Raw genomic sequence first — 21,760 nt, 5'->3', positions numbered from 1 at the left:
ACCGTGAGACAGGCCCTCCATGATCTCGCCGCGCTCGTCGCCCGATTAGGCGTCGGCGGCATCTTCTTCGCCAACGGCTGGCACAAGCTCGAGGACGGCCTGAAGACCACCGGCATGCACTTCGCCCAGCAGGGCGCCCCCGCGCCGCGGGCCTGGGCCACGGTCACCATGCTGGCCGAGCTGATCGGCGGCGCGCTGCTGATCGCCGGGCTGCTGGTGGCGCTGACGGGGCTGGTGCTGTTCGCCGAGGCGCTGGCCGTGTTCCTGGTGGCGCCGCCGCTCAACCCCATCACCGTGAACGAGCTGGTCCTGCTCGGCGTGGCCGCGCTGCTGCTGGCCGTCGTGGGGGCCGGCCGGGTGTCGGTGGACCACATGGTGGTGATCCGGCGACGGGAGTCGGAGGCGGCCAGTGAGTTCGCGGCCGACACGGAGGCGGACCGGGTCATCGCCTCGCTGCGCGACCCCGACGCCGCCGCGGACACCGCCGCCCGGGACGCGGACACGGCCCGGCCGCCCGGCGCGGCGTCCAGCGGCAAGGGGCCCGGCACGTCCGGCGGGGCCCAGACTCCCGGCACGTCCGGCGAGCAGGGGACGGGATCGAGCGCGACGACGCGCACCGGACCGGCGGCCTCGGCGGCTCGCGCCCGGGCCCGTACGGACGCCGAGAAGGGCGACCAGCAGGACACGGCGCCCCATCCGCGCCCGCGCCGCCCGGCCCCCGAGCCGGCGCCGGCCGACGAGCCCTCGACGTCCCCCTCGCCCGGCGACACCCTGGTGGCGGGCCGCAAGAAGCCCCCCACACCCCGGGCCCGCCGCACCCAGCCCGACGAGTGACCTCCCGCCGACCGTCCCGCGGCGCCGTTCAGCGCGCCGGTACGCCCGGCCGGTCGCGTTCGCGGGCGAGGCGGACGGCCCCCTGGCTGAGGGCGATGGACGCGAGGATGACCAGGGCGCCCACGGGCTGGTTCCAGCTCAGCGTCTCGCCCAGCACCACCACGCCCGACGCCGCCGCGAACACCGGTATCAGGTACGTCACCGTCGAGGTCGTCGTCACCCCGGCCTGGCCCTGCACCCGGTACAGCAGCAGGTAGGCGAGCCCCGTGCCGAGGCAGCCCAGCGCGACCAGGCTCCACCACACCCGGGCCGGGGCCGAGGTGTCCACCAGCGGCACGCCGGCCACCAGCGTGACCACGCCGACCTGCACGGCGCCGCTGAGGAGCTGGCCGGCCGCGAGCACCACGGGCGGCTCGGAGCGGCGCCCGGTGATGAAGCGGCCCATGTAGGCGGCGCCGACGCCGTAGCACACGGCGGCGCCGAAGCAGGCCAGGCTGCCCGCGAGCTGCCCGCCCGCCATCGGCTGCCACACGCCCAGCACGACCATGACCCCGGCGAACCCGAGACCCAGCCCGGCCACCCGGCCCGCCGTGGGCCGCTCCGCCCGCAGCAGCAGGGTGAAGGCGAGGGTGCACAGCGGCGTCGTGGCGTTCCAGATCGACGCGACCACCGAGGAGACGTACTGCTCGCCGTACGCGAAGAGCGTGAACGGGACCGTCGTCAGCACCACGGACGCGACCTGGAAGTGACCCCACAGGCGCGGGTCGCGCGGCAGGCCCCTGCGGCTCACGGCGACCACCGCGAGCAGCGCGGCGGCGCCCAGCACCATCCGCGCGAACGACACCTGGAGCGGCCGCAGCACCTCCACGGCGACCTTGATGAAGAAGAAGCTGTTGCCCCAGATGGCCGCCAGCACCAGGAAGGCGGGCAGCCACCGTCCCGCGCCCTTGATCCGCACCCTTGCCTCCACTCGGTGAACCCCGAGGAGCGTAACGGCCGGATCCGGCAGCATGCGTAGGGATATTTCCGTATTTGTCGCCTTAGATATGTATCGCCTCAGCGCAATCTGTCACGCGTGGACAGGACGAAGCCCGTGATCACGACAGCGGACGACACCATCATCAGAGCATTGGCGGCGAGCGGGACGTCGGGCAGCGTGAGGAAGATGAACGCCGCCGCCACGAAGGACAGCACGCTCCCCGCGACGAGCACCCCGACCGTGACGGGACTGAGGCGTCTGTCGAACTTCACCACGCGATGGTACGGCCCCCCGCCCGAGGAAGTCGATCATAGGTCTGGGGTCACAGCTCGAAGCGGGCGACGCGGCGGAGTTTGTTCATCGCGTCGAGGGCCGCCACCTTGTACGACTCGGCCAGCGTCGGGTAGTTGAAGACCGCGTCCACCAGGTAGTCGATGGTGCCGGCGCAGCCCATGACCGCCTGGCCGATGTGCAGCAGCTCGGTGGCGCCCGTGCCGAAGACGTGCACGCCCAGCAGCGACCGGTCCTCGGGCGAGACCAGCAGCTTGAGCATGCCGTACGTGTCGCCGATGATCTGCCCGCGGGCCAGCTCGCGGTAGCGCGAGATGCCCACCTCGAACGGCACCTGCGCCTTGGTCAGCTCGTCCTCGGTGCGGCCGATGAAGGAGATCTCCGGGATCGTGTAGATGCCGATCGGCTGGAGGTGGTGGATGCCGGCCAGCGGCTCCTCGCAGGCGTGGTGGGCGGCGATGCGGCCCTGCTCCATCGAGGTGGCCGCCAGCGACGGGAACCCGATGACGTCGCCCACCGCGTAGATGTGCGGGACGACCGTCCGGTAGTGCTCGTCCACCTGGATGCGGCCGCGGTCGTCGGCCGACAGGCCGGCCAGTTCCAGGCACAGGCCGTCGGTCATGCCCTGGCGCCCCGCCGAGTACATGACGGTCTCGGCCGGGATCTTCTTGCCGCTCTCCAGCAGCGCCAGCGCTCCCCTGGCCCGGCGCTCCACGGCGGCGACCGACTCGCCGAAGCGGAAGGTGACCGCGAGGTCGCGCAGGTGGTACTTCAGCGCCTCGACGATCTCCAGGTCGCAGAAGTCGAGCATCCGCTCGCGCCGCTCGACGACCGTGACCTTGGTGCCGAGGGCGGCGAACATGGACGCGTACTCGATGCCGATGACCCCCGCGCCCACGACGATGAGCGAGCCGGGGACCGCCGAGAGGTTGACGATCCCGTCGGAGTCGATGACGGTCTCCTCGTCGAACTCCACGGAGTCGGGGCGGGCCGGCCGGGTGCCGGTCGCGATGATGATCTTGTCCGCCGTGATCTTGACGTCGCGGCCCTGCTCGTCGATCACGTCCAGGGTGTGCGGGTCGACGAAGCGGGCCGTGCCGGGCAGCACGGCGACGTGGTTGCGCGAGAGCTGGCTGCGGATCACGTCGATCTCGCGGCCGATGACGTGCTGGGTGCGGATGCCCAGGTCGCCCACCGTGATCTCGTCCTTGACCCGGTAGCTCTGGCCGTACATCTCGCGCTGGTTGAGACCCGTGAGATAGAGGACGGCCTCGCGCAGGGTCTTGGACGGGATCGTGCCCGTGTTGATGCACACGCCGCCGATCATGTTGCGGCGCTCGATGACGGCGACCCGCTTCTCGAGCTTGGCGGCGGCGATGGCCGCTTTCTGCCCGCCGGGTCCGGAGCCTATGACGGCTACGTCGAAGTCGGCCACATCTCCAGTGTCCCTCGCGCGGGCCGTTCCCGCCATCGCGTGACGGCCGGGAGGATTCAGCCGGACATGCCGGCCATCACCCGGTCCACGATCCCGTCGCTGCCCTCCTGGCGGGCGCAGTGGGCGCAGCAGTACCAGTGCTCGCCCGCCTGGACGCCGTGCCCGATGACGCGTGCGCCGCAGTGCTCGCAGATGGGCGCCATGGCGTGGATCGCGCACTGGAAGGAGTCGAAGGTGTGGACGGCCCCCTGGGCGTGCACCTCGAAGGCCATGTCGTAGTCGTTGCCGCAGGTCTCGCAGACGGCCATGGTGTTCCCCCTCGCGCTGTCACCGGTACGCCGCAGGGACATACCCCGCCGGACGCCACTGTTGCCCCAACAGAGCGCCATATTCCCCCGGTGTTCCCCCGGCGTTCGCTCAGCGGGCGACGGCCGCGCGGGCCAGCAGCGGGAGCGCGAGCAGGGCGAGGGCCGACAGAGCGGCCGGCAGGCCGAGCCAGGCCGCGAGCCCCGCCACGAGCGGCGGGCTGACCACGAACGCGGTGTACGACACGACGGAGACACTCGACACGAGGGCCCCGCTCGGGTCGTCGGCCGCGGCCCGGCTCAGGACGGCCGGCACCAGCGGCCCCAGGGCGAGCCCGGTGAGGGCGAACCCGGCCAGCGAGACCGGCACGGACCCCGAGGGGCCGCCCCAGCCCGCGAGGGCGATCCCCGCTCCCCCGCCCAGGCCGGCGACGAGGTGGAGCGCGCGCTGCGGCAGGCGGGGCAGGGCCTGAGCGGCCAGGCGGCCCACGGTCTGCGCCCCCATGTACACGGCCGGGGCCGCGCTCGCGGCCAGCGCCGAGGCGGCCCGGTGGTCCTCCAGCAGCAGCACCGACCACTGCTCCACCGCGTTCTCGATGACGAGCGCGCACGCCGTCAGCCCGCCCAGCAGGGCCGCCGCGCGCCACCGCCGCCGCCCGCCGGCCGTGCCCGCGCCGACGGCACCGCGTCCGAGCGGCAGCAGGAGCAGGGACGCCGAGGCGGCGAGCACGAGGGCGCCCAGCGCGGCGAGCACCGCCGTGGTGCCGAGGCCGAGCTGGCGGGCCAGCCCGGTGGCGGGGGCGGCGAGGATGACCCCGAGCGGGAAGGCGGCGTGGACCGGCTGGAACAGCCGCCGCCCGGTCTCCCGCTCCGCCCTCCCGGTGGCCAGGTTGAGGGCGACGTCGAGCGCCCCGCTGGCCGCGCCGAGCACGAGCAGGGCCGCGCCGAGGGCCACGAGCGACGACGTCCATCCGACGGCGGCGACGCTCAGGCCGAAGGCGGCGCAGGCGAGGAAGAGGGCGTCGCGCTCGCGCCCGCGGGCGAGCCGGCCGGTCGCGGCCATCGCCGGGATCGCCCCGACCGGCACCGCCGCCAGGACCGCGCCGAGGTCGGCGGTGGAGGCTCCGAGCTGGTCCTTCAGCGCGGGCAGCAGGGCCGACCAGGCGCCCCAGAACACGCCCCACGCGCCGCAGACCAGGATGAGCGGAAGCCCCCGATATTTCACGAATCTCCCTCGCACGACTGTCAAGCCATGGTAAAGATCGACGATGTTGTTCGACGAAGGGAACCTCGTGCTCAAGCGTACGATCGTCGCGGTCGGCCTCGTCGCCGCCGGGATCGCCGCCGTCCCCGCCCCCGCCTACGCCGCGTCGGCGGCCTACACGCCCGAGCGCGTGTGCGGGTCCGGATTCCACCGCGTCAAGGACGGCCACCGGGCCATGACGACGCGCGACGGATCGGTGTTCGGGCACGTGTACCTCATGTACAGCAGGAGCAGCGGCGAGAACTGCGTGGCCGCGATCAAGACCCGCTTCACCGGCACGCGCACGGTCACCGGCGCCAGCCTGGAGGTGCGCGGCGGCGGCCGGTCCGAGGACGTGCAGAAGTACCAGTTCTACGCCGAGACCGGGCACGTGGACGGCAGCTGGAAGTGCGTGAAGTACGAGGGCTGGACCCGCACCCCGGACAACCGGGTCGAGGCGTGGGGCGGCCGCAAGTCCTGGGGCAACTGCAAGGGCTAGCAGGTCTCCCGGTACGGGACGTCCGGCAGGTGGGCTGCCCAGTCCCGCTCGGGCAGGGCGCCGCCGGCGCGCCGGCACACGGCCGCCGCCACCTGCTCGGGGTCCACCGGCACCTGGTGGACGGTCCCGTCCACGGCGGCGTACACGGTGCGGCCGTCGGCGCTGAAGGTGAGGGCCTCGGGCTCCCGCAGGGTGTGCAGGTCGAAGGAGCCGCCGAGCCGGCGCCTGCCGGCGGGGTCCCAGAGCTGGACCTTCCCGCTGTTGGTCAGGGTGGCGAGGGTGCCGCCGTCGGGTGAGAAGGCCAGCAGGACGACCGATCCCGCCGCGCGGGGCAGCGCGGGGCGGATCGGCGTGGGGCCGCGGGGATCGTACTGCCACAGGGCGATGCGCCCGTCCTCGTCCTGGCCGATCGCGATGACGCCCCTGCTGCTCAGCGCGGGACTGTAGCCCTCCTCGGAGACGGCGAACCCGGTGCCGGCCTGCTTGCCCGTCGTCAGGTCGAAGTACGTGCCGCTGCCGGTGACGAGAGTCTTGCCGTCCCTGGTCAGGGGCCCGCCGCGCACGGTCGTGCGATAGGCGTGCAGGGTTCGCCCGGTCGCCGCGTCGTACACCATCACCCGGAAGGGCCCCGACTGCCCCTCCGGGCCCATCGACATGATGACCTTCGTGCCGTCCGGAGAGAACACCACCTGTTCGGGAAGGTTGTACTCCGGTGTCCGCACCGCCCACACCTGTCGCGAGGTTCTGAGGTCGATGAGCCTGACCTTGCTCTGCGCCCCCGCCAGGACCAGGCGGCCGCGCCGCTCGTCGAAGCCCGGCACCACGGGGTCCTCGGAGCCCTTGGCGAACGTGGCGACGTCCCGGTGCGTCCGGAGGTCCATCAGCCTGAGGCTCGTCGCCTCGTAGCCGGCCACGGTGGCCCAGCGTCCCGTCGGGCTGAAGCGGATCTCGGCGTCCTTGCTCACCCGGGTGGACGTCACCCGGGGGCCCAGGTCCACGCTCACGACCACGTCGTCCATGAGGTAACGCAGCGTCCGTCCGTCGGGATCGAGCCGGACGTCGGTCAGGTCGCCCTCGGCCCGGTAGGTGAGCACCTCCCTGTGGTCGGCGATGCGCCACACCTGAAGGTCCCGGCGGGCGAAGACGACCGCGTGCCGGTCGTCCAGACGCATCCGCGGCCCGGGCCGGCCGCACACGTCGCAGGACCATTCGTCGTCCCTGGCGCGCACCCGCCCCGTGGCCGCGTCGACCACCGTGATCCCGTCGCGGGCGCAGGCCAGGGTCCGCCCGTCGGGGCTGAAGGCGACCACGGCCGACTCGGTGCGGCAGGCGGGGTAGGGCCGCTCCCGTTTCCAGCCGGGCAGCGACATCGCGTCGAGCCGCCCCTCCGTGACCAGCATCCGCCGACCGGCCGGGTCCACCAGCAGGTCGTCCGGGAGGGCCTCGCTGCCGTCCTTCCTGACGAGCGCTTTGCCGAACCGCCTGCCCGTCCTGAGGTCGACCAGGTGGGACAGGCCGTCGAAGTAGACCACGAGCAGGGTCGTCTCGTGCTCACCGAACAGCGGGTACTGGCCGCCGCCGCCCCCCGGCTCCAGCTTCTCCCGGTAGACGCGCCTGCCCGTGGTGAGGTCCCAGACGCCGAGTTCCTCCGGCGTGGACTGCGCCAGCAGGCGGCCGCTCGGGCTGAGCACCGGGCCGAAGGCGATCTCCCCCTTGAGGTCCAGCCCTTTCCAGCCGCCGACGCGCCGGCCCGTCCGCACGTCGTAGACGTTCACCCCCTGTTTGCTGACGCTGACCAGCGTGCGGCCGTCGCGGCTGAGCGCCCGGTAGGCGAGGCCCTGCACCGGCGGGTCCCGGAACACCGCCGTCTCCTGCTGCTGGAGCGACGCCATCAGGCTGCCGCGGGCCTCCGGCTGCGGTGACAGCCGCCAGGCGGCGACGCTCAGCCGCATCGCGGTGACCGGGTCGACGGTGCGCAGCCGGTCCGCCTCGGCCGCCGCCTGCCTGGCGACGGCGATGTCGCGCTGGCGGGCGGTCTGCCGCCCCTGCCACACCGCCACGCCGCCGGCGGCGAGGGCGACGACCAGCATCCCGGCCAGCGCGACCGTGGTGAGCCGGCGCCGGCGGGTCCGGCGGCGGGCCAGGTCGGTGCCCGCCTGGAGGTAGTCGCGTTCGCGCGGGGTCAGCGTGACGTGGCGGCGGCCGGTGGCGGCCCACCGCAGCGCCTGCTCCAGGCGGCTGCCCTGGAGCAGGTCGGCGTCGCGCCGGCCGTGCTCCGCCCAGTGCCGGGCCGCCCGGTTGATCTCGCCGAGCACGGCGAGCCCGTCCCGGTCGGCGTTGACCCACATGCGCAGCCGCGGCCAGGCGCGCAGCAGCGCCGGGCGTGACAGCTCCACGGTGTGACCGTCCGCGGAGACGACGTACGAGAACGCGCGCAGCACCCGGCGCACCGCCTCCGCCTCGTGCTCCGGACGTCCCTCGAACAGTTCGTCGTGCGAGGCGGCCCGCCCGGTCTGCCGGCCGTCCTCGCCGATGGCGACCAGCCGCAGGAACACCTCCGCCGCCAGGTCGCGCTCCTCCGGGCCGAGCGAGCCGTAGGCGTCCTCGGCGATCGTGCCGAGAGCCGGGTCGGCCGGGCCGGGGGCGGCCACGCCGCCGGCCGCGCGGCTGCCCTCGGCCAGCAGTCCGCCGAGGTCGGCGGAGTCGCCGCTGACCAGAGCGAGGAGCAGGTCGCGGGCCGCGGGCCGGGCGGCCGGCTCCTTGCGCAGGGCGGCGCCGACGAGCGGGGCGAGCCCGGGCGGCAGCGCGCTCAGGTCGGGGTGGTGGGACAGCACGCGGTGCATGACGCCGCCGAGGTTGTCGGCGTGGAAGGGGTCCTGGCCGGTCGCCGCGAACATCATGGTGGCGCCCCAGGCGAAGACGTCGGCGGGAGTGCCCGCGCGCTGCCCGGCGAACACCTCGGGCGCGAGGTAGCTGGGCGTGCCCGCCACCTCACCCGTCCTGGTGAGGGACATGTCGAGGGTACGGGCGATGCCGAAGTCGATCACGCGGGGGCCGTCCGGCCCGAGGAGCACGTTGTCGGGCTTGAGGTCGCGGTGGATGACGCCCGCGTCGTGGATCGCGGTGAGCGCGGTGGCGACCGCGGTGGCCAGACGGTGCAGGTCGTCGCCCGCGAATCGCCGCCCCTCGGCCACCGCGTCCCGGAGGCTGGGTCCGGGGACGTACTCGGACACGATGTACGGCCGGCTGCCGTCGAGGTCGGCGGCCAGGACCTTCGCCGTGCAGAACGACGCCACCCGGCGCGCGGCCGTGGCCTCCTTGGCCAGCCGGCCCGCCATGCCGTTGCCGGCCGGGTGGAGCATCTTGAGCGCGACCCGGTGCCCCTCGGGGTCGTAGGCCTCGTAGACGATGCCCTGCCCGCCGGAGCCGAGCCGCCCGGCCAGCCAGTACGGGCCGAGCCGCTGCGGATCCCCCGCGCTGAGCGTTTCCACGGCGGGTTAGATGCCGCGCCCCGGTGGCTGGTTGCCGCCGCCCGAAAAAAGATCCAACCAATCGGGCGAAGCGTGCATCTCACCCGATCGACACGTTCTTCACGAACATCACGAACATCACGGAAGGAGCCCATCGTGCTCACCTCCCCTCAGCGCCTGCTCGCCCTCACCGCGGCGGCCGCCGCCGTCGTGTCCCTCACGGCCCTCCCCGCCTCGGCTTCCTCCTCCGCGTCCGCCGGGTCCCGGCTCGCGAACGCCGCCACCGGCATGTGCCTGGCGGTCGGCCGCAGCGAGGTACGGGCCGGCAAGAAGGTCATCCAGTGGCCGTGCTCGGACAACAAAGACCAGAAGTGGATCTATAACCACGGACGGCTCACGAACGCCAAGACCGGCATGTGCCTGGCTGTCCCGCGCGCCTCGGCCCGCAAGGCGGAGGGCGTGATCCAGTGGCCGTGCACCGACGGCGGCTCGGAGCAGGAGTGGACCTACGACGGCATGCAGCGGATGCGCAACCAGGCCACCGGCATGTGCCTGGCCGTCGGCAAGGCCGAGCGGCGCCCGGGCAAGGTCGTCATCCAGTGGCCGTGCGGCGAGCAGACCGACCAGGTGTGGCTGCGCCGGTAGAAATGCCGCGCGGGCGCGGCGCCTCGGCGCGGCCGAAAAATGATTTCCCCGCCGAACCGTTTCTTACACCGCGCTTACTGGTGTTTCTGTAGTTAAATTAGATAACAGGAACATCACGGGGGGCTCGGCATGAAGAGGCTAGCGGTGGTGCCGCCGCACATCGTCCGGCACAAGGTGCGCGACATCCGCACGGCCGACCGGCGCAGGCCGTCGCCGCCCGACCCGAAGGTGGTCGACCTGCGCGCCTACGCCGGCCGCAACGTGATCCGCTTCCCCGGCGGCCCGACCCCGGCCGCCTGACGGCACGGGTCAGCCGTAGAGCCTCTTGGTGTACGACTCGCCGTAGTACTGCTCAAGCTGTTCGAGCGACTCCTCGACGACCTGCACGTCCTTGACCAGGCGGGCGTGCGAGGGCAGGGCTTCGGGCTCCCATGAGTCGGGCTTCCACAGCGCCGAGCGCAGGAACGCCTTGGCGCAGTGGAAGAAGATCTGGTCGATCTCCACCACGAGGGCCAGGTGCGGGCGGTGGCCCTTGACGATCATCTCGTCGAAGAACGGGGCCTCGCGGACGAGGCGGGCGCGGCCGTTGATCCGCAGGGTCTCGTTGCGGCCCGGGACGAGGAAGATCAGGCCGACGTGCGGGTTGGTCAGGAGGTTGCGGAAGCCGTCGGCCCGCCGGTTGCCCGGCCGGTCGGGGATGGCGATGGTGGTGTCGTCGACGACGTGGACGAACCCGGCCGGGTCGCCCTTGGGTGAGACGTCACAGGATCCGTCGGCGGCCGAGGTGGCGATCAGGCAGAACGGCGACAGGGCCAGCCACTGCCGGTCGCGCTCGTGCAGGCGCACCCGCTCCTTGGTGGCGGCCCGCGGCATCACGTCACCGAGCAGCTCGCGCAGCTCGGACTCGGAGGTGATCTCGACCCAGCTCATGCGATCTCCCTTCGGGGGGTCCGCCCTGAATCTTGTCATGGGAGCGGATCCAGCAGCCGGTGGGGTTCGCGCAGGGCCACGCTGACCGGGTCGTCCCGGTCGTCCTCCAGGCCGGGGCCGGGGCGTACCTCGACCTGGTCGGGCGGGAGGTGCTCGGCGCCGCAGCCGGTGCAGGTGGCGGTGGCGTCGATCCGGCCGCCGCAGTCCACGTGCGAGAACACCCGGCGGGCGCCGCGGCGGCTCAGGTGGCGCTCGCCCCACTGGCCCAGGGCCAGCACGGGCAGCCAGAGCTCGCGGCCCATCGCGGTCGGCACGTACTCGTCGCGGGGCGGGCTGTCCTGGTAGCGCCGCCGTTCGAGCACGCCGGCCTCGACCAGCGTGACCAGCCGCTGCGACAGCACCGCCCGCGGGATGTCGAGGTGGGCCAGGAAGTCGCCGTAGCGGCGCACGCCGTAGAGCGCGTCGCGGATCACGAGCATGGTCCACCGCTCGCCGACCAGCTCCAGGGTCCTGGCCAGGGAGCAGTCCTGGCCGTCGTAGTTCTTGCCGAGCGCCATGGACCCCACCCTAGTTCATTCACTGAACCGTGGTAGCGTGCGCAGCCATGATGAGTTCAATCACTGAACCAACTAGGCGGCGCGCCCTGGCTCCCGCCGTGGCGTCCGCGGCCCCGCTGCTGGTGCTGACGAACTACACCGTGCCGATGGTCACGCTCCCCGACACCGCCCGCGCCCTCGGCGCGGGTCCGACCGGGCCGGTGTGGATCCTCGGCGCGATCGCCCTCGGGCTGTCCTCCGTGCTGCTGGTCTCCGGGGGGCTGGCCGACGACTACGGGCGCAAGCGGGTGATGGTCGCCGGCACCGGCGTGCTCGCCGCCGCGAGCGTGGTGGCGGCGCTGGCCACGGCCGTGCCGGTGTTCGTGGCGGCGCGCTTCGCGCAGGGCGCCGCGAGCGCCGCCATGCTGGCGGGCAGCCTCGGGCTGGTCGGGCACGCCTATCCGGCGGGGCCCGAGCGGGTGCGGGCCACCGGGCGGTACGGGGCGATGATCGGGCTCGGCACCGCCGTGGGCCCGGTCCTGTCGGGGGCGCTGGCCGCCGTGGCGAGCTGGCGGGCGGCGTACTGGCTGGTGGGGGCGTGCGCGGTGGCGCTCGCGGCGGTGTCCGCCCGGGTGCTGGAGGAGTCGCGCTCCCCCGAGCCGCGGCGTTTCGACGTGCCGGGGGTGGTCCTGCTCAGCCTGGCCGTGGCCGCGCTGGTGGCCGGGGTGACGGAGGGCAGGCTCGGCTGGGGGCGGCCGGTCGTCGTGGGGGCCCTGGCGCTGGCCGCGGTGCTCGGGGCGGCGTTCGTGGCGGCCGAGCGCCGGCGGCCGGAGCCGCTGCTCGACCTGGAGCTGTTCCGGCGGCCGGCCTTCCTGGTCGCGACCGGGGGCGCGCTCGTCGTGGGGGCGGCGATCGTGGGGTTGCTGAGCTACCTGCCGAGCGTGCTCCAGCAGGGCCGGGGGCTCACCCCGCTGGAGACCGCGCTGCTGTTCGGGCTCTGGTCGACGCTGTCGTTCGTGGTGGCCCTGCTGTCCAGGCATGTACGGCTGGCGACCCCGGCGCGCTTCGCGCTCGGCCTGGCGCTCAGCGCGGCCGGCTTCACCGGGCTGCTCGGCCTGGGGACGCCCGGGTCGATGCTCCCGATCGTGGCCGGGCTGGTGGTCAGCGGGGCCGGCTCGGGGCTGGTCAACTCCTCGATCACGCAGCTGGCCGTCGAGAGCGTGCCGGCGCACCGGGTGAGCATGGGGTCGGGAGCCAACAACACGGCCCGCTACGTGGGCAGCTCCCTCGGTGCGGCGGGCGTGGCCGCGGCCGTCGGGCAGCTCGGCGCGCACCAGGGGGCGGCGGTGGCGGTGGCGGGGTGCGTCGTGCTGACGGCGGCCACGGCCGTCGCGACGCTGGTCTCCCGGACATAGGACTCCGGTCACCCGCGCGTGGGGCCGGCAGGGGTCTGGCGGGTGCGCACGGCCGGCCACGCGCATGCCGTACCGGCCGCGAGCAGCACGGCGACGGCCGCGACGACCCGCAGGAGACCGTCGGCGGAGGACGGCGCGGCGAAGTAGACGCTGCCGAGCCCGGCGACGGCCGTGACCCCGGCGAGCATCGGGCCGGTCGAGTTGAGCGCCGAGACCGCCGAGGCGAGCCGCGGCTCGACCAGTGACGCGATGCGGGCGATCAGCGGGCTGTAGCCGGCGGCGTGCCCGGCCCCGGCGAGCAGGAGCAGCGGCGAGGCCGCGTACGGGTTCCACTGGTGGCGGTGCAGCAGCGCCAGCAGGACCGCGCCGGCGGCGAACGCCACGGGACCGGCCACCGGCAGCGCGTCGCGCAGCCGCCGCGGGTAGCGGGTCCAGGTCAGGCTGAGCGTCCCGAACCCGACCGTGTACGGGACGAACGCCAGGCCCGCCTGGAGCGGCGAGAGGCCGAGCGCGGACTGGAGGTGCAGCGTCAGGACGAGCAGGAAGACGGTGTAGCAGCCCATGACGGTCCAGCAGGCCGCCAGGCCCGGCTTCACCCCCGCGGGCCGCAGCGCCGCGAGGTCGAGCAGCGGATGGCGCGCCCGGCTCTCGTGCCGGCCGAACGCCGCCAGCAGCGCGGCTCCGCCGGCGAGGGAGACCCAGGACCAGGCGGGCCAGCCCTGGTCCCGGCCGAAGATGAGCGGCACGGTGAGCGCGGTCATGGCGACGGTCAGGACGGCCACGCCCAGCGGGTCCAGGCGCGCCCGTTCCCCGGCGCGGGAGTCCGGCAGCAGGCGCGGGCCGACCACCAGCAGGACCGCGCCGATCGGGACGTTGACCAGGAAGACGGGACGCCAGGTGAGGCCGAACAGGTCGGCGCCGACGACCAGGCCCCCGATGACCTGGCCGAGCGCGACGCCGAGAGCCAGCACCATGCCGTACATGCCGATCGCCCGGCGGCGCGCGGGCCCGTCCCAGTGGAGCTGGATGAGCGAGAACACCTGCGGCGCCAGGAGCGCCGCGCCCACGGCCTGCGCGACGCGGGCCGCCACCAGCACGCCGGCGGTGGGCGCGAGGCCGCACGCCAGCGACGCCCCGGTGAACCAGGCCAGGCCGGCCAGGAACACGCGCCGGTGCCCGGCGATGTCGCCGAGTCGCGCGCAGGTCACCAGGAGCACGCCGGTGGTCAGCAGGTAGCCCGACACGACGAGCTGGACGGCGGCGCCGCCGGCGCGCAGGTCGTCGCGGATGGTCCGCGCGGCGACCGAGACGATCGAGCCGTCCATGGAGGCCATGATCTGGCCGGCGAGCAGCACGGCCAGCATCGGGCCGCGGCGGACGGCGGTGACGGCGGAGGCCGTAACAGAAATGGACATGCGGTGGAGTATCGGCCGCGCGCCCCCGCCCGGTCTTGAACGAATTTGCGGTTGAACCGTGAGGACCTACCAGCGGCGGGCCTGGGCCATGGCTCCCAGCAGGGCGTCGCGCTCGACCGCGAACCTGGCCGGCTCCATGCCCTCCCGCTCGGCGCGCAGGTGCAGCATGGTCAGCTCGGTCGCCGCGTGCTGGTAGTCGCTCATGGCGCGGCCGATCCCCGCGCGCCTGGCCCACCGGCGGGCGCGGGCGCGTCCGGGCAGGGAGCCCAGCATGGCGAGGTCCTGCGGGCCGACCAGGCCCGTCTGCTGGTAGGCGGGCAGGTAGGCGCCCATCTTGGCGACGAGCTGGCGGCGCTCGCGCACCGCCACCACGACGAGCAGGACCAGCGCCGCCATGATCACCAGGTACGCGGCGGCCAGCCAGCCGAGCGAGTGGGTGGCCGCGGCGCCGTTCCACAGCCCGTGCAGCACCACGGCGGCCAGGTAGCCGAGCGGGACCATGGCGTACCGGGCGCTCCCCCGCCGGGTCAGCGCGTAGGCGACCCCGAGCCCGATCATGGAGGTGTAGACGGGGTGGCCGAGCGGGTCGATCAGGCCGCGCATGACGAAGAGCTGCACGGTCGCGCCCACGCCGTTCTGCAGGAACGCGCTCAGGTAGTAGCCGACGTTCTCCACGGCGGCGAAGCCCAGCCCGGCCATCGAGGCGTACACGATGCCGTCGGTCAGCCCGTCGATCTCCCGGCGGCGGCGCAGGAGCAGCAGCAGCGCCGACCCCTTGAGCGCCTCCTCGATCACGGGGGCGAGGAACACGGTGCCCATGGCGTCCACCACCTGCGCCCCGTACCCGGCGCTGGTGAACAACGCCTGCCCCGCCAGCGTGAGCGCCACGCCCAGGACGATCGCCACGCCGGCGCCCCACGCGAAGGCGAACGCGAGGTGCAGCTTCGGCTCCGGCTCCAGCCGGTCCAGCGAGAGGACGGCCGCGAGCAGCACGGGCAGCGGCGCGAGCGCCAGCAGCAGCGACAGCCCGAACCCGACCGGTCCCCCTCTCCACAGCATGACGGCGAGCACGACCAGGGCCAGCAGGCTGGAGACCACCATGCCGATCAGCAGGGCCTTGCTGGGCCGCTGCACCAGCAGGGGAGGGCGCAGGGGGACTGTCATCGTCACGCCTCTCTTCGCTCGGGGTCCCACTATGGACCCCCGGCGTCGACGAACGCTTGCCAGTCGCTTGACGGCGAGGTCGAAGCGATCTACGACGGCAGGGCCGCGGCGATCGGCGACCGGGCGGGGGTTGCGGCGATAGGGTTCCCCACAACAGGGAGGAATCACCACATGACCGACGAAAGCTACGGACCTGGAGCCGGCCCCGCCCCTCACGCGCTCTCCGACGAGGAGCTGTCGAAGCTCATCGCCGGGCAGCGCTTCGGCGCCCTCGCCACCATCCGCGGCAACGGCCTTCCCCACCTGTCCACGGTCCTCTACAGCTGGGATCCCGACCGGCGCGTGGCGCGGATCTCGACGATCGCGGACCGGCTCAAGGTCCGCCAGTTGCAGCGCGACCCCCGCGGCTCCCTGTACGTGACCAGCGACGACTTCTGGTCCTTCGCGGTCGCCGAGTGCGTGGCCGAGCTGTCGCCGGTCAGCGCCGAGCCGGGCGACGAGGTCGGGCGGGAGCTGCTCGCGATGGCCGGCGGCATCGCCGACCCGGCGCGGGAGGAGGCGTTCCTGCGGCAGATGGTCGCCGACCGGCGCATGGTGATCCGGCTCAGGGCGTCGCGACTGTACGGGACCGCCCTGCCCGTCAGCGGGTGACGCGTCGGCTGATGCGTCATCCGGCCTGTCGGACGGCTTGTCGGACGGCTCGGGGGGTGAGGCGATGGGTGTCCTGATCCGTGCCGAGGACGTGCCGCCGGGGCGGCGGCGCGCCGCGTGGCTGAGCATCGTGTGCGACGCCCTCGGCCCGCTGGACTGCCGCATCGACCCGGACGCGCCGCTGCGCGGCGAGATCGGCGCCGGGACGCTCGGCTCCGTCGGCGTCGGCCGGGTGCGCACCACCACGCCGCACAGCGTCCACCGGACGCCCGGCCAGATCCGTCAGGGCTCGCGCGAGCTCTACCGGGTCGTGCTGGCCCTGTCCGGCGAGCCCGTCCTGGAGCAGGACGGCCGCTCCACCCGGCTCACGCCCGGCCGGCTCGCCCTCTACGACTTCGCCCGGCCGTACCGGCTCTCCTACACCTCGGCGGTGGACCTCGCGGTGTTCAGCCTCCCCCGCGACGCGCTGGCGCTCCCGCGCGACGCGCTGGCCCGGCTCACCGCGGTCCCGATCGCCACGGACGACGGCGCCGGGGCGCTCGCCGCGCCACTCCTGCGCCGGGTGACCCTGGACGTGGAGACCTACCGGCCCGACAGCGCGGCCCGGCTGTCGGGCGTGGTGATGGACCTGCTCACCACCGTCATCTCGGAACGGGCGGAGCAGGCCGCGGCGCTGCCGGACGAGTCGCGGGCCCGCCTGCTGCTGATGCGCGTGGACGCCTTCATCGAGGAGCACCTGGGCGACCCCGGGCTCGATCCGGCCGCCGTCGCCGCCGCCCACCACGTCTCCCTGCGCCAGCTCCACCGGCTGTTCGAGCCGCGGAGCGCGACCGTGGCCGCCTGGATCCGGCACCGGCGGCTGGAGCGCTGCCGCCGGGACCTGGCCGACCCCGCTCTGTCCGGCGTCCCGGTGAGCGGCGTCGCCGCCCACTGGGGGCTGCCGGGGGCGGCCCACTTCAGCCGCCTGTTCAGGCAGGCGTACGGCATGCCGCCCGCCGAGTACCGCCGCGCCCGGCTCGGCCTCCCCCACTGACCGTCCGGCCAGGGGCGACTGGCCGTCCGGCCGGGGACGACTGACCGTCCGGCCGGGGACGGCACGGATCGTCAAGGGGGCGGCACGCGCGCGCAAGACCGCCGGGGGCCGCGCGAGCAGACTGGGGCCTGTCCGCATCACCGCCCCCTGGCCCACGGAGGATCCCTCGATGTCCACGCCGCCCCAGGCTCCCGCCTCCCACACCATCTTCGTCAACCTGCCGGTCGCCGACCTGGCCCGCTCCAAGGCGTTCTTCACCGCGCTGGGGTTCTCGCTGTTCGGCGCGTCCGACGCCATGGCGTCCGTGATGATCAACGAGCGGACGCAGGTCATGCTGCTCACCGAGCCGGTCTTCGCCTCGTACGCGCGCTCGGAGCCCCCCGACCCCGCCAAGACCACGCAGGTGATCCTCGTCCTCGGCCTGGACGACCCGGCGGCGGTCGACGCGATGTTCGACAAGGCCGTCGCGGCGGGCGCGACCCCCGTCGGCGAGCCGATCGACGACGGACAGCGCTACCAGCGCGGCTTCGCCGACCCCGACGGCCACCAGTGGTCCGCCCTGTGCCTGGTGCCGCAGGCGGGCTGAGGCGGCGGACGCGTGAACGAAGCCGCGACCGGCCGGGTGACCTCGGCCGACGGCGCCTCCATCGGCTACGACCGGTGCGGGACCGGGACGCCCGTCGTGCTCGTGCACGGGGCGTTCACCGACCGGACGCGCCCCCTGCTCCGCGAGGTGGCGGCCGCCCTGTCGCCGTGGTTCACGGTGTACAACTACGACCGGCGCGGCCGGGGCACGAGCGGCGACGTCCGGCCGTACGCGGTCGAGCGGGAGGTCGAGGACCTCGCCGCCCTGCTGGCCGAGGCCGGCGGGCCGGCACAGGGCGGTCCAGAGCTCCGCTCCGGGCCGGGAGGTCCGGCGATGCTGTTCGGCGGCTCCTCGGGGGCCGCGCTGGCGCTGCGGGCGGCGGCCGCGGGGCTGCCGATCGGCAAGCTGGCGCTGTGGGAGCCCCCGTACCACGTCGGCCCCGGCGCGCCGGACCTGCCCGCCGACTTCGCGGAGCGGCTGGAGTCGCTGGTGGAGGAGGGGCGGCGCGGGGACGCGGTGGAGCTGTTCATGGTGCGGGCGGCCGAGGTGCCCGCCGGGGCGGTGGCCGCGATGCGGTCCGGGCCCGGGTGGGCCGGGATGGAGGCGCTGGCGCACACGCTCGCGTACGAGGCGGCCGTCATGGGGCCGCGCAACGCCCTGGCCGCCGGCGCGCTCGCCTCGATCAGGCAGCCCACGCTGGTGCTGAACGGCGGCGCGAGCCCCGGCTGGAAGCGGGACGCGGGACACGCGGTGACCGGAGCCGTACCGGGGGCCGAGCACCGGGTCCTGGAGGGTGAGACGCACGCGGTGTCGTCACGGGCGCTGGCGCCGGAGCTCCTGGAGTTCTCCGTGGCCGCCTGAGCCCCTTCGACCTCGCGGAGGAGGGGCCGGACGAATGTCCGGCCCCTCCTCCTATTCCTACTCTTGCTTGATCAGCTGCAGCCGCTGGTCGAGCCGCAGCCCTCGCAGACGTAGCAGCTGCCCGCCGGCCGCATCTTGGTGCCGCAGGTCATGCAGAGCGGCGCGTCGGCCGTGAAGCGCTGGTGGCTCTCCAGCGTCATGGCCGACGGCTTGGCCACCTCGGCCGCCCTGCCCGCCTGCGCCTCGGCGCCGCCGGTCCTGTCCTCGCTCTGGGCGTCCTCGGGCTTGGCCTCGATGGGCGCCGACTGGGCGAGCGCCTCCCGGTCGACCGTCTCCTGCAGCGCCGCCGGGTCCTCGCCGCGCTGCTGCGCCGCGCGCTCGGCCGCCGAGAAGATGCCCAGCGCCGCCCGCTCGTCGTACGGCAGGTGGTCGAGGGCGAGACGGCGGAAGATGTAGTCCATCACCGAGGTCGCCATGCGGATGTCCGGGTCGTCGGTCATGCCGGCCGGCTCGAAGCGCATGTTGACGAACTTGCTCATGTACGTCTCGAGCGGGACCCCGTACTGCAGGCCGATCGAGATCGCCACCGAGAAGGCGTCCATGACGCCGGCCAGCGTCGAGCCCTGCTTGGACATCTTGAGGAAGACCTCGCCCAGCCCGTCGTCCGGGTAGGAGGAGGCGGTCATGTAGCCCTTGGCCCCGCCCACCGTGAAGCGGGTCGTCGTGCTCGGGCGCTGGTTGGGCATCCGCCGCCGCGTCGGGCGGTTGACCTCGATGACCTTGACCTCGGGCTCGGCCGGGACCACGTCGGCCGTGTCCTTGGCCTCGTCCTTCTTGGCGCCGGTGCCCGCCGACAGCGGCTGGCCGACCTTGCAGTTGTCGCGGTAGACGGCCAGAGCCTTCAGGCCGAGCTTCCAGCCCTCCAGGTAGACCTGCTCGATGTCGTCGATCGTGGCCGACTCGGGCAGGTTGACGGTCTTGGAGATCGCGCCCGACAGGAACGGCTGGGTCGCGGCCATCATGCGCACGTGACCCATCGGGGCGATCGCCCGCTCGCCCATCGCGCAGTCGAACACCTCGTAGTGCTCCTGGCGCAGGCCCGGCGCGTCGACGACGTGGCTGTGCTCGGCGATGTACTCGACGATGGCCTCGATCTGCTCCTGCGGGTAGCCGAGCTGCTTGAGGGCGCGCGGGATCGTCTGGTTGACGATCTGCATGGAGCCGCCGCCGACCAGCTTCTTGAACTTGACCAGCGCGAGGTCCGGCTCGATGCCGGTGGTGTCGCAGTCCATCATCAGGCCGATGGTGCCGGTCGGGGCGAGCAGCGACGCCTGGGCGTTGCGGTAGCCGTTCTTCTCGCCGAGCTTGAGGCACTCCGACCACTGGCGCGACGCCTCGGCGTGGATCTTGGCGTCCATGGAGCCGATCGTGCGCAGGTCGTCGTTGGCGGCGGCGTGCTTGCGCATGACCCGCTTGTGCGGCTCGGCGTTGCGGGCGTAGCCGTCGTACGGGCCGACCGCGCCGGCGAGCTCGGCGCTGCGCCGGTACGACGTGCCGGTCATCAGCGAGGTGATCGCGCCGGCGACGGCGCGGCCGCCGTCGGAGTCGTAGGCGTGGCCGGTCGCCATGAGCAGCGCGCCCAGGTTGGCGTAACCGATGCCGAGCTGGCGGTACGCGCGCGTCGTCTCGCCGATCTTCTCGGTCGGGAAGTCGGCGAACGTGATCGACACGTCCATCGCGGTGATGATCAGCTCGGTGAGCTTGACGAAGTTCGCGACGTCGAAGGAGTTGTCGTCCTTCAGGAACTTCAGCAGGTTGATGCTGGCCAGGTTGCAGGAGGAGTTGTCCAGGTGGACGTACTCGCTGCACGGGTTGCTGGCGGTGATGCGGCCGGTCTCGGGCGTGGTGTGCCAGTCGTTGATCGTGTCGTCGTACTGGACGCCGGGGTCGGCGCACTCCCAGGCCGCCTTGGCCATCTTGCGGAACAGCTCGCGGGCGTCGACCGTCTCGATCACCTCGCCGGTGAGGCGGGCGCGCAGGCCGAACTCGCCGCCCTTCTCCACCGCGCGCATGAACTCGTCGGAGACGCGGACGGAGTTGTTGGCGTTCTGGTACTGGACCGAGACGATGTCCTTGCCGCCGAGGTCCATGTCGAACCCGGCGTCGCGCAGCGCGCGGACCTTGTCCTCCTCGCGCGCCTTGGTCTCGATGAACTCCTCGATGTCGGGGTGGTCGACGTCGAGGACGACCATCTTGGCGGCGCGCCGCGTCGCCCCGCCGGACTTGATGGTGCCCGCGCTGGCGTCGGCGCCGCGCATGAACGACACCGGGCCGCTGGCCGTGCCGCCGCTCGACAGCAGTTCCTTGGAGGAGCGGATGCGCGAGAGGTTGACGCCGGAGCCGGAGCCGCCCTTGAAGATCACACCCTCTTCCTTGTACCACTCGAGGATCGACTCCATCTGGTCGTCCACCGAGAGGATGAAACAGGCGCTGACCTGCTGCGGCGACTTGGTGCCCACGTTGAACCAGACCGGCGAGTTGAAGGCGAAGATCTGGTGGACCAGCGCGTACTTCAGCTCGTGGTCGAAGATCTCCGCGTCCTCGTCGCCGGCGAAGTAGCCGTGCTCGATCGCGGTGCGCGTGTAGACGCCCACGACGCGGTCCACGAGCTGCTTCAGGCTCCACTCGCGCTGCGGCGTGCCGACGGCGCCGCGGAAGTACTTGGTGGTCACGATATTGGCCGCGTTGACCGACCAGGACTCGGGGAACTCGACGCCCCGCTGCTCGAAGTTGATCGAGCCGTCGCGCCAGTTGGTCATGACGACGTCGCGGCGCTCCCACGCGATCTCGTCATACGGATGCACGCCCGGCTTGGTGAAGATCCGCTTCATCTTCAGGCCCTTGCGGGGACGCTTGCCTCCGCGCGCGACTGAACCGCTTGCCGTCTCCGTCATGACTCCCCCTTCTCCGCCTTCAACTGTTCGATCTCGGCCTCGAAGTCCGCCAAGGTCTCGAAACCGCGATATACCGATGCGAACCGCAGGTAGGCCACCTCGTCCAGCTCCCGCAGCGGACCGAGGATCGCCAGGCCCACCTCGTTGGAGGGGATCTCCGCCGCGCCCCTCGCCCGGATGGCCTCTTCGACCCGCTGCCCGAGCTGGGCCAGGGAGTCCTCACTGACCGGCCTGCCCTGGCAGGCTCGACGCACGCCCGCGACGACCTTGTCCCGGGAGAACGGCTCGGTGACGCCGCTGCGCTTGCTCACCATGAGGAGTACGGTCTCCTGGGTGGTGAACCGGCGCCCGCATTCCGGACAGGTACGGCGACGCCGGATCGCGCCGCCGTCGTCCGTCGAGCGGCTGTCGATGACCCTGGTGTCAGGATGGCGACAGAACGGACAATGCACGCGCTTCGCCTCCTGAACCCGCGGCCACCTCACCCCGGCGACATCCCCTGCCCGGCTTGACC

Annotated in this window: 21 protein-coding genes; 9 read left to right on the top strand and 12 right to left on the bottom strand. The window is 73.3% G+C overall.

What is annotated here, in order from left to right; genetic code table 11:
- Positions 1–3 precede the first annotated feature (3 nt).
- The gene (locus tag HTZ77_RS04440) at positions 4–834 is read left to right on the top strand and encodes a DoxX family protein (RefSeq protein ID WP_175588138.1); all 831 of its coding nucleotides are present in this window, start codon (positions 4–6) and stop codon (positions 832–834) included.
- Positions 835–862: 28 nt separating this feature from the next.
- Here HTZ77_RS04440 and HTZ77_RS04435 read toward each other — a convergent pair whose 3' ends face one another.
- The 5 genes from HTZ77_RS04435 to HTZ77_RS04415 form a co-directional block, all read right to left on the bottom strand.
- Positions 863–1,792, bottom strand: coding sequence for a DMT family transporter (locus HTZ77_RS04435; RefSeq protein ID WP_328808409.1), 930 nt, complete (start codon positions 1,790–1,792; stop codon positions 863–865).
- Positions 1,793–1,890: 98 nt separating this feature from the next.
- Positions 1,891–2,085 (bottom strand): hypothetical protein, encoded by a 195-nt coding sequence (locus HTZ77_RS04430; protein WP_175588136.1) that lies wholly within the window; start codon positions 2,083–2,085, stop codon positions 1,891–1,893.
- Positions 2,086–2,135: 50 nt separating this feature from the next.
- Positions 2,136–3,539, bottom strand: a complete 1,404-nt coding sequence (gene sthA, locus HTZ77_RS04425) for a Si-specific NAD(P)(+) transhydrogenase (RefSeq protein ID WP_175588135.1) — start codon at positions 3,537–3,539, stop codon at positions 2,136–2,138.
- A gap of 56 nt (positions 3,540–3,595) precedes the next feature.
- Entirely contained in the window at positions 3,596–3,847 is a 252-nt protein-coding gene (locus HTZ77_RS04420) for a hypothetical protein (protein WP_175588134.1), read from the bottom strand.
- A gap of 109 nt (positions 3,848–3,956) precedes the next feature.
- The gene (locus tag HTZ77_RS04415; RefSeq protein WP_175588133.1) at positions 3,957–5,069 is read right to left on the bottom strand and encodes an MFS transporter; all 1,113 of its coding nucleotides are present in this window, start codon (positions 5,067–5,069) and stop codon (positions 3,957–3,959) included.
- A gap of 43 nt (positions 5,070–5,112) precedes the next feature.
- Here HTZ77_RS04415 and HTZ77_RS04410 point away from each other — a divergent pair, with 43 nt between their 5' ends.
- On the top strand, positions 5,113–5,586 hold the full coding sequence (locus tag HTZ77_RS04410; protein ID WP_175588132.1) for a hypothetical protein: 474 nt from the start codon (positions 5,113–5,115) through the stop codon (positions 5,584–5,586).
- On the opposite strand, the gene HTZ77_RS04405 is transcribed toward HTZ77_RS04410, so the two are convergent.
- Positions 5,583–9,077, bottom strand: a complete 3,495-nt coding sequence (locus tag HTZ77_RS04405) for a protein kinase domain-containing protein (protein WP_175588131.1) — start codon at positions 9,075–9,077, stop codon at positions 5,583–5,585. The two genes, HTZ77_RS04410 and HTZ77_RS04405, sit on opposite strands and share 4 nt — an antisense overlap.
- 135 nt (positions 9,078–9,212) lie before the next feature.
- On the opposite strand from HTZ77_RS04405, the gene HTZ77_RS04400 reads away from it, so the two are divergent.
- Together HTZ77_RS04400 and HTZ77_RS04395 are read left to right on the top strand one after the other, a co-directional pair.
- The gene (locus HTZ77_RS04400) at positions 9,213–9,701 is read left to right on the top strand and encodes an RICIN domain-containing protein (protein ID WP_175588130.1); all 489 of its coding nucleotides are present in this window, start codon (positions 9,213–9,215) and stop codon (positions 9,699–9,701) included.
- Positions 9,702–9,830: 129 nt separating this feature from the next.
- Positions 9,831–10,001, top strand: a complete 171-nt coding sequence (locus HTZ77_RS04395; RefSeq protein WP_175588129.1) for a hypothetical protein — start codon at positions 9,831–9,833, stop codon at positions 9,999–10,001.
- A 9-nt stretch (positions 10,002–10,010) separates the two neighbouring features.
- Here the strand turns inward: HTZ77_RS04395 and HTZ77_RS04390 are convergent, their stop codons facing one another.
- A complete protein-coding gene (locus tag HTZ77_RS04390; protein WP_175588128.1) occupies positions 10,011–10,631 on the bottom strand; it encodes a pyridoxamine 5'-phosphate oxidase family protein in 621 nt (206 codons plus the stop codon).
- Between the two features lie 35 nt (positions 10,632–10,666).
- Positions 10,667–11,188, bottom strand: a complete 522-nt coding sequence (locus HTZ77_RS04385) for a winged helix-turn-helix transcriptional regulator (RefSeq protein ID WP_175588127.1) — start codon at positions 11,186–11,188, stop codon at positions 10,667–10,669.
- A gap of 98 nt (positions 11,189–11,286) precedes the next feature.
- Between HTZ77_RS04385 and HTZ77_RS04380 the strand changes: the two genes are divergently transcribed.
- Positions 11,287–12,582 (top strand): MFS transporter, encoded by a 1,296-nt coding sequence (locus HTZ77_RS04380; RefSeq protein ID WP_205302076.1) that lies wholly within the window; start codon positions 11,287–11,289, stop codon positions 12,580–12,582.
- An 8-nt stretch (positions 12,583–12,590) separates the two neighbouring features.
- On the opposite strand, the gene HTZ77_RS04375 is transcribed toward HTZ77_RS04380, so the two are convergent.
- Entirely contained in the window at positions 12,591–13,997 is a 1,407-nt protein-coding gene (locus HTZ77_RS04375; RefSeq protein WP_205302075.1) for an MFS transporter, read from the bottom strand.
- A 66-nt stretch (positions 13,998–14,063) separates the two neighbouring features.
- Positions 14,064–15,161 carry a PrsW family intramembrane metalloprotease gene (locus tag HTZ77_RS04370; protein ID WP_175588125.1) on the bottom strand — a complete coding sequence of 366 codons (1,098 nt, stop codon included), beginning with the start codon at positions 15,159–15,161 and terminating at the stop codon, positions 14,064–14,066.
- A 171-nt stretch (positions 15,162–15,332) separates the two neighbouring features.
- Here HTZ77_RS04370 and HTZ77_RS04365 point away from each other — a divergent pair, with 171 nt between their 5' ends.
- From HTZ77_RS04365 to HTZ77_RS04350, 4 genes are all read left to right on the top strand, one after another.
- Complete coding sequence (locus HTZ77_RS04365; RefSeq protein ID WP_175588124.1) at positions 15,333–15,812, top strand: PPOX class F420-dependent oxidoreductase; 480 nt, start codon at positions 15,333–15,335, stop codon at positions 15,810–15,812.
- A 64-nt stretch (positions 15,813–15,876) separates the two neighbouring features.
- Positions 15,877–16,845, top strand: coding sequence for an AraC-like ligand-binding domain-containing protein (locus HTZ77_RS04360; protein WP_175588123.1), 969 nt, complete (start codon positions 15,877–15,879; stop codon positions 16,843–16,845).
- Positions 16,846–17,014: 169 nt separating this feature from the next.
- Positions 17,015–17,431 (top strand): VOC family protein, encoded by a 417-nt coding sequence (locus HTZ77_RS04355; RefSeq protein ID WP_175588122.1) that lies wholly within the window; start codon positions 17,015–17,017, stop codon positions 17,429–17,431.
- A 12-nt stretch (positions 17,432–17,443) separates the two neighbouring features.
- Positions 17,444–18,292 (top strand): alpha/beta fold hydrolase, encoded by an 849-nt coding sequence (locus HTZ77_RS04350; protein WP_175588121.1) that lies wholly within the window; start codon positions 17,444–17,446, stop codon positions 18,290–18,292.
- 71 nt (positions 18,293–18,363) lie between these two features.
- Here the strand turns inward: HTZ77_RS04350 and HTZ77_RS04345 are convergent, their stop codons facing one another.
- Together HTZ77_RS04345 and nrdR are read right to left on the bottom strand one after the other, a co-directional pair.
- Complete coding sequence (locus tag HTZ77_RS04345; RefSeq protein ID WP_175588120.1) at positions 18,364–21,246, bottom strand: vitamin B12-dependent ribonucleotide reductase; 2,883 nt, start codon at positions 21,244–21,246, stop codon at positions 18,364–18,366.
- Entirely contained in the window at positions 21,243–21,698 is a 456-nt protein-coding gene (nrdR, locus tag HTZ77_RS04340; protein WP_175588570.1) for a transcriptional regulator NrdR, read from the bottom strand. Before nrdR ends, HTZ77_RS04345 begins: the two co-directional genes overlap by 4 nt.
- Between the last annotated feature and the right edge of the window lie 62 nt (positions 21,699–21,760).

The sequence above is a fragment of the Nonomuraea montanisoli genome (assembly GCF_013363975.1).
In the GTDB taxonomy this organism is placed as follows: Bacteria; Actinomycetota; Actinomycetes; order Streptosporangiales; family Streptosporangiaceae; genus Nonomuraea; species Nonomuraea montanisoli.
Note: the sequence above shows the minus strand (reverse complement) of the source record. Positions and strands in the feature narration are given on the sequence as shown.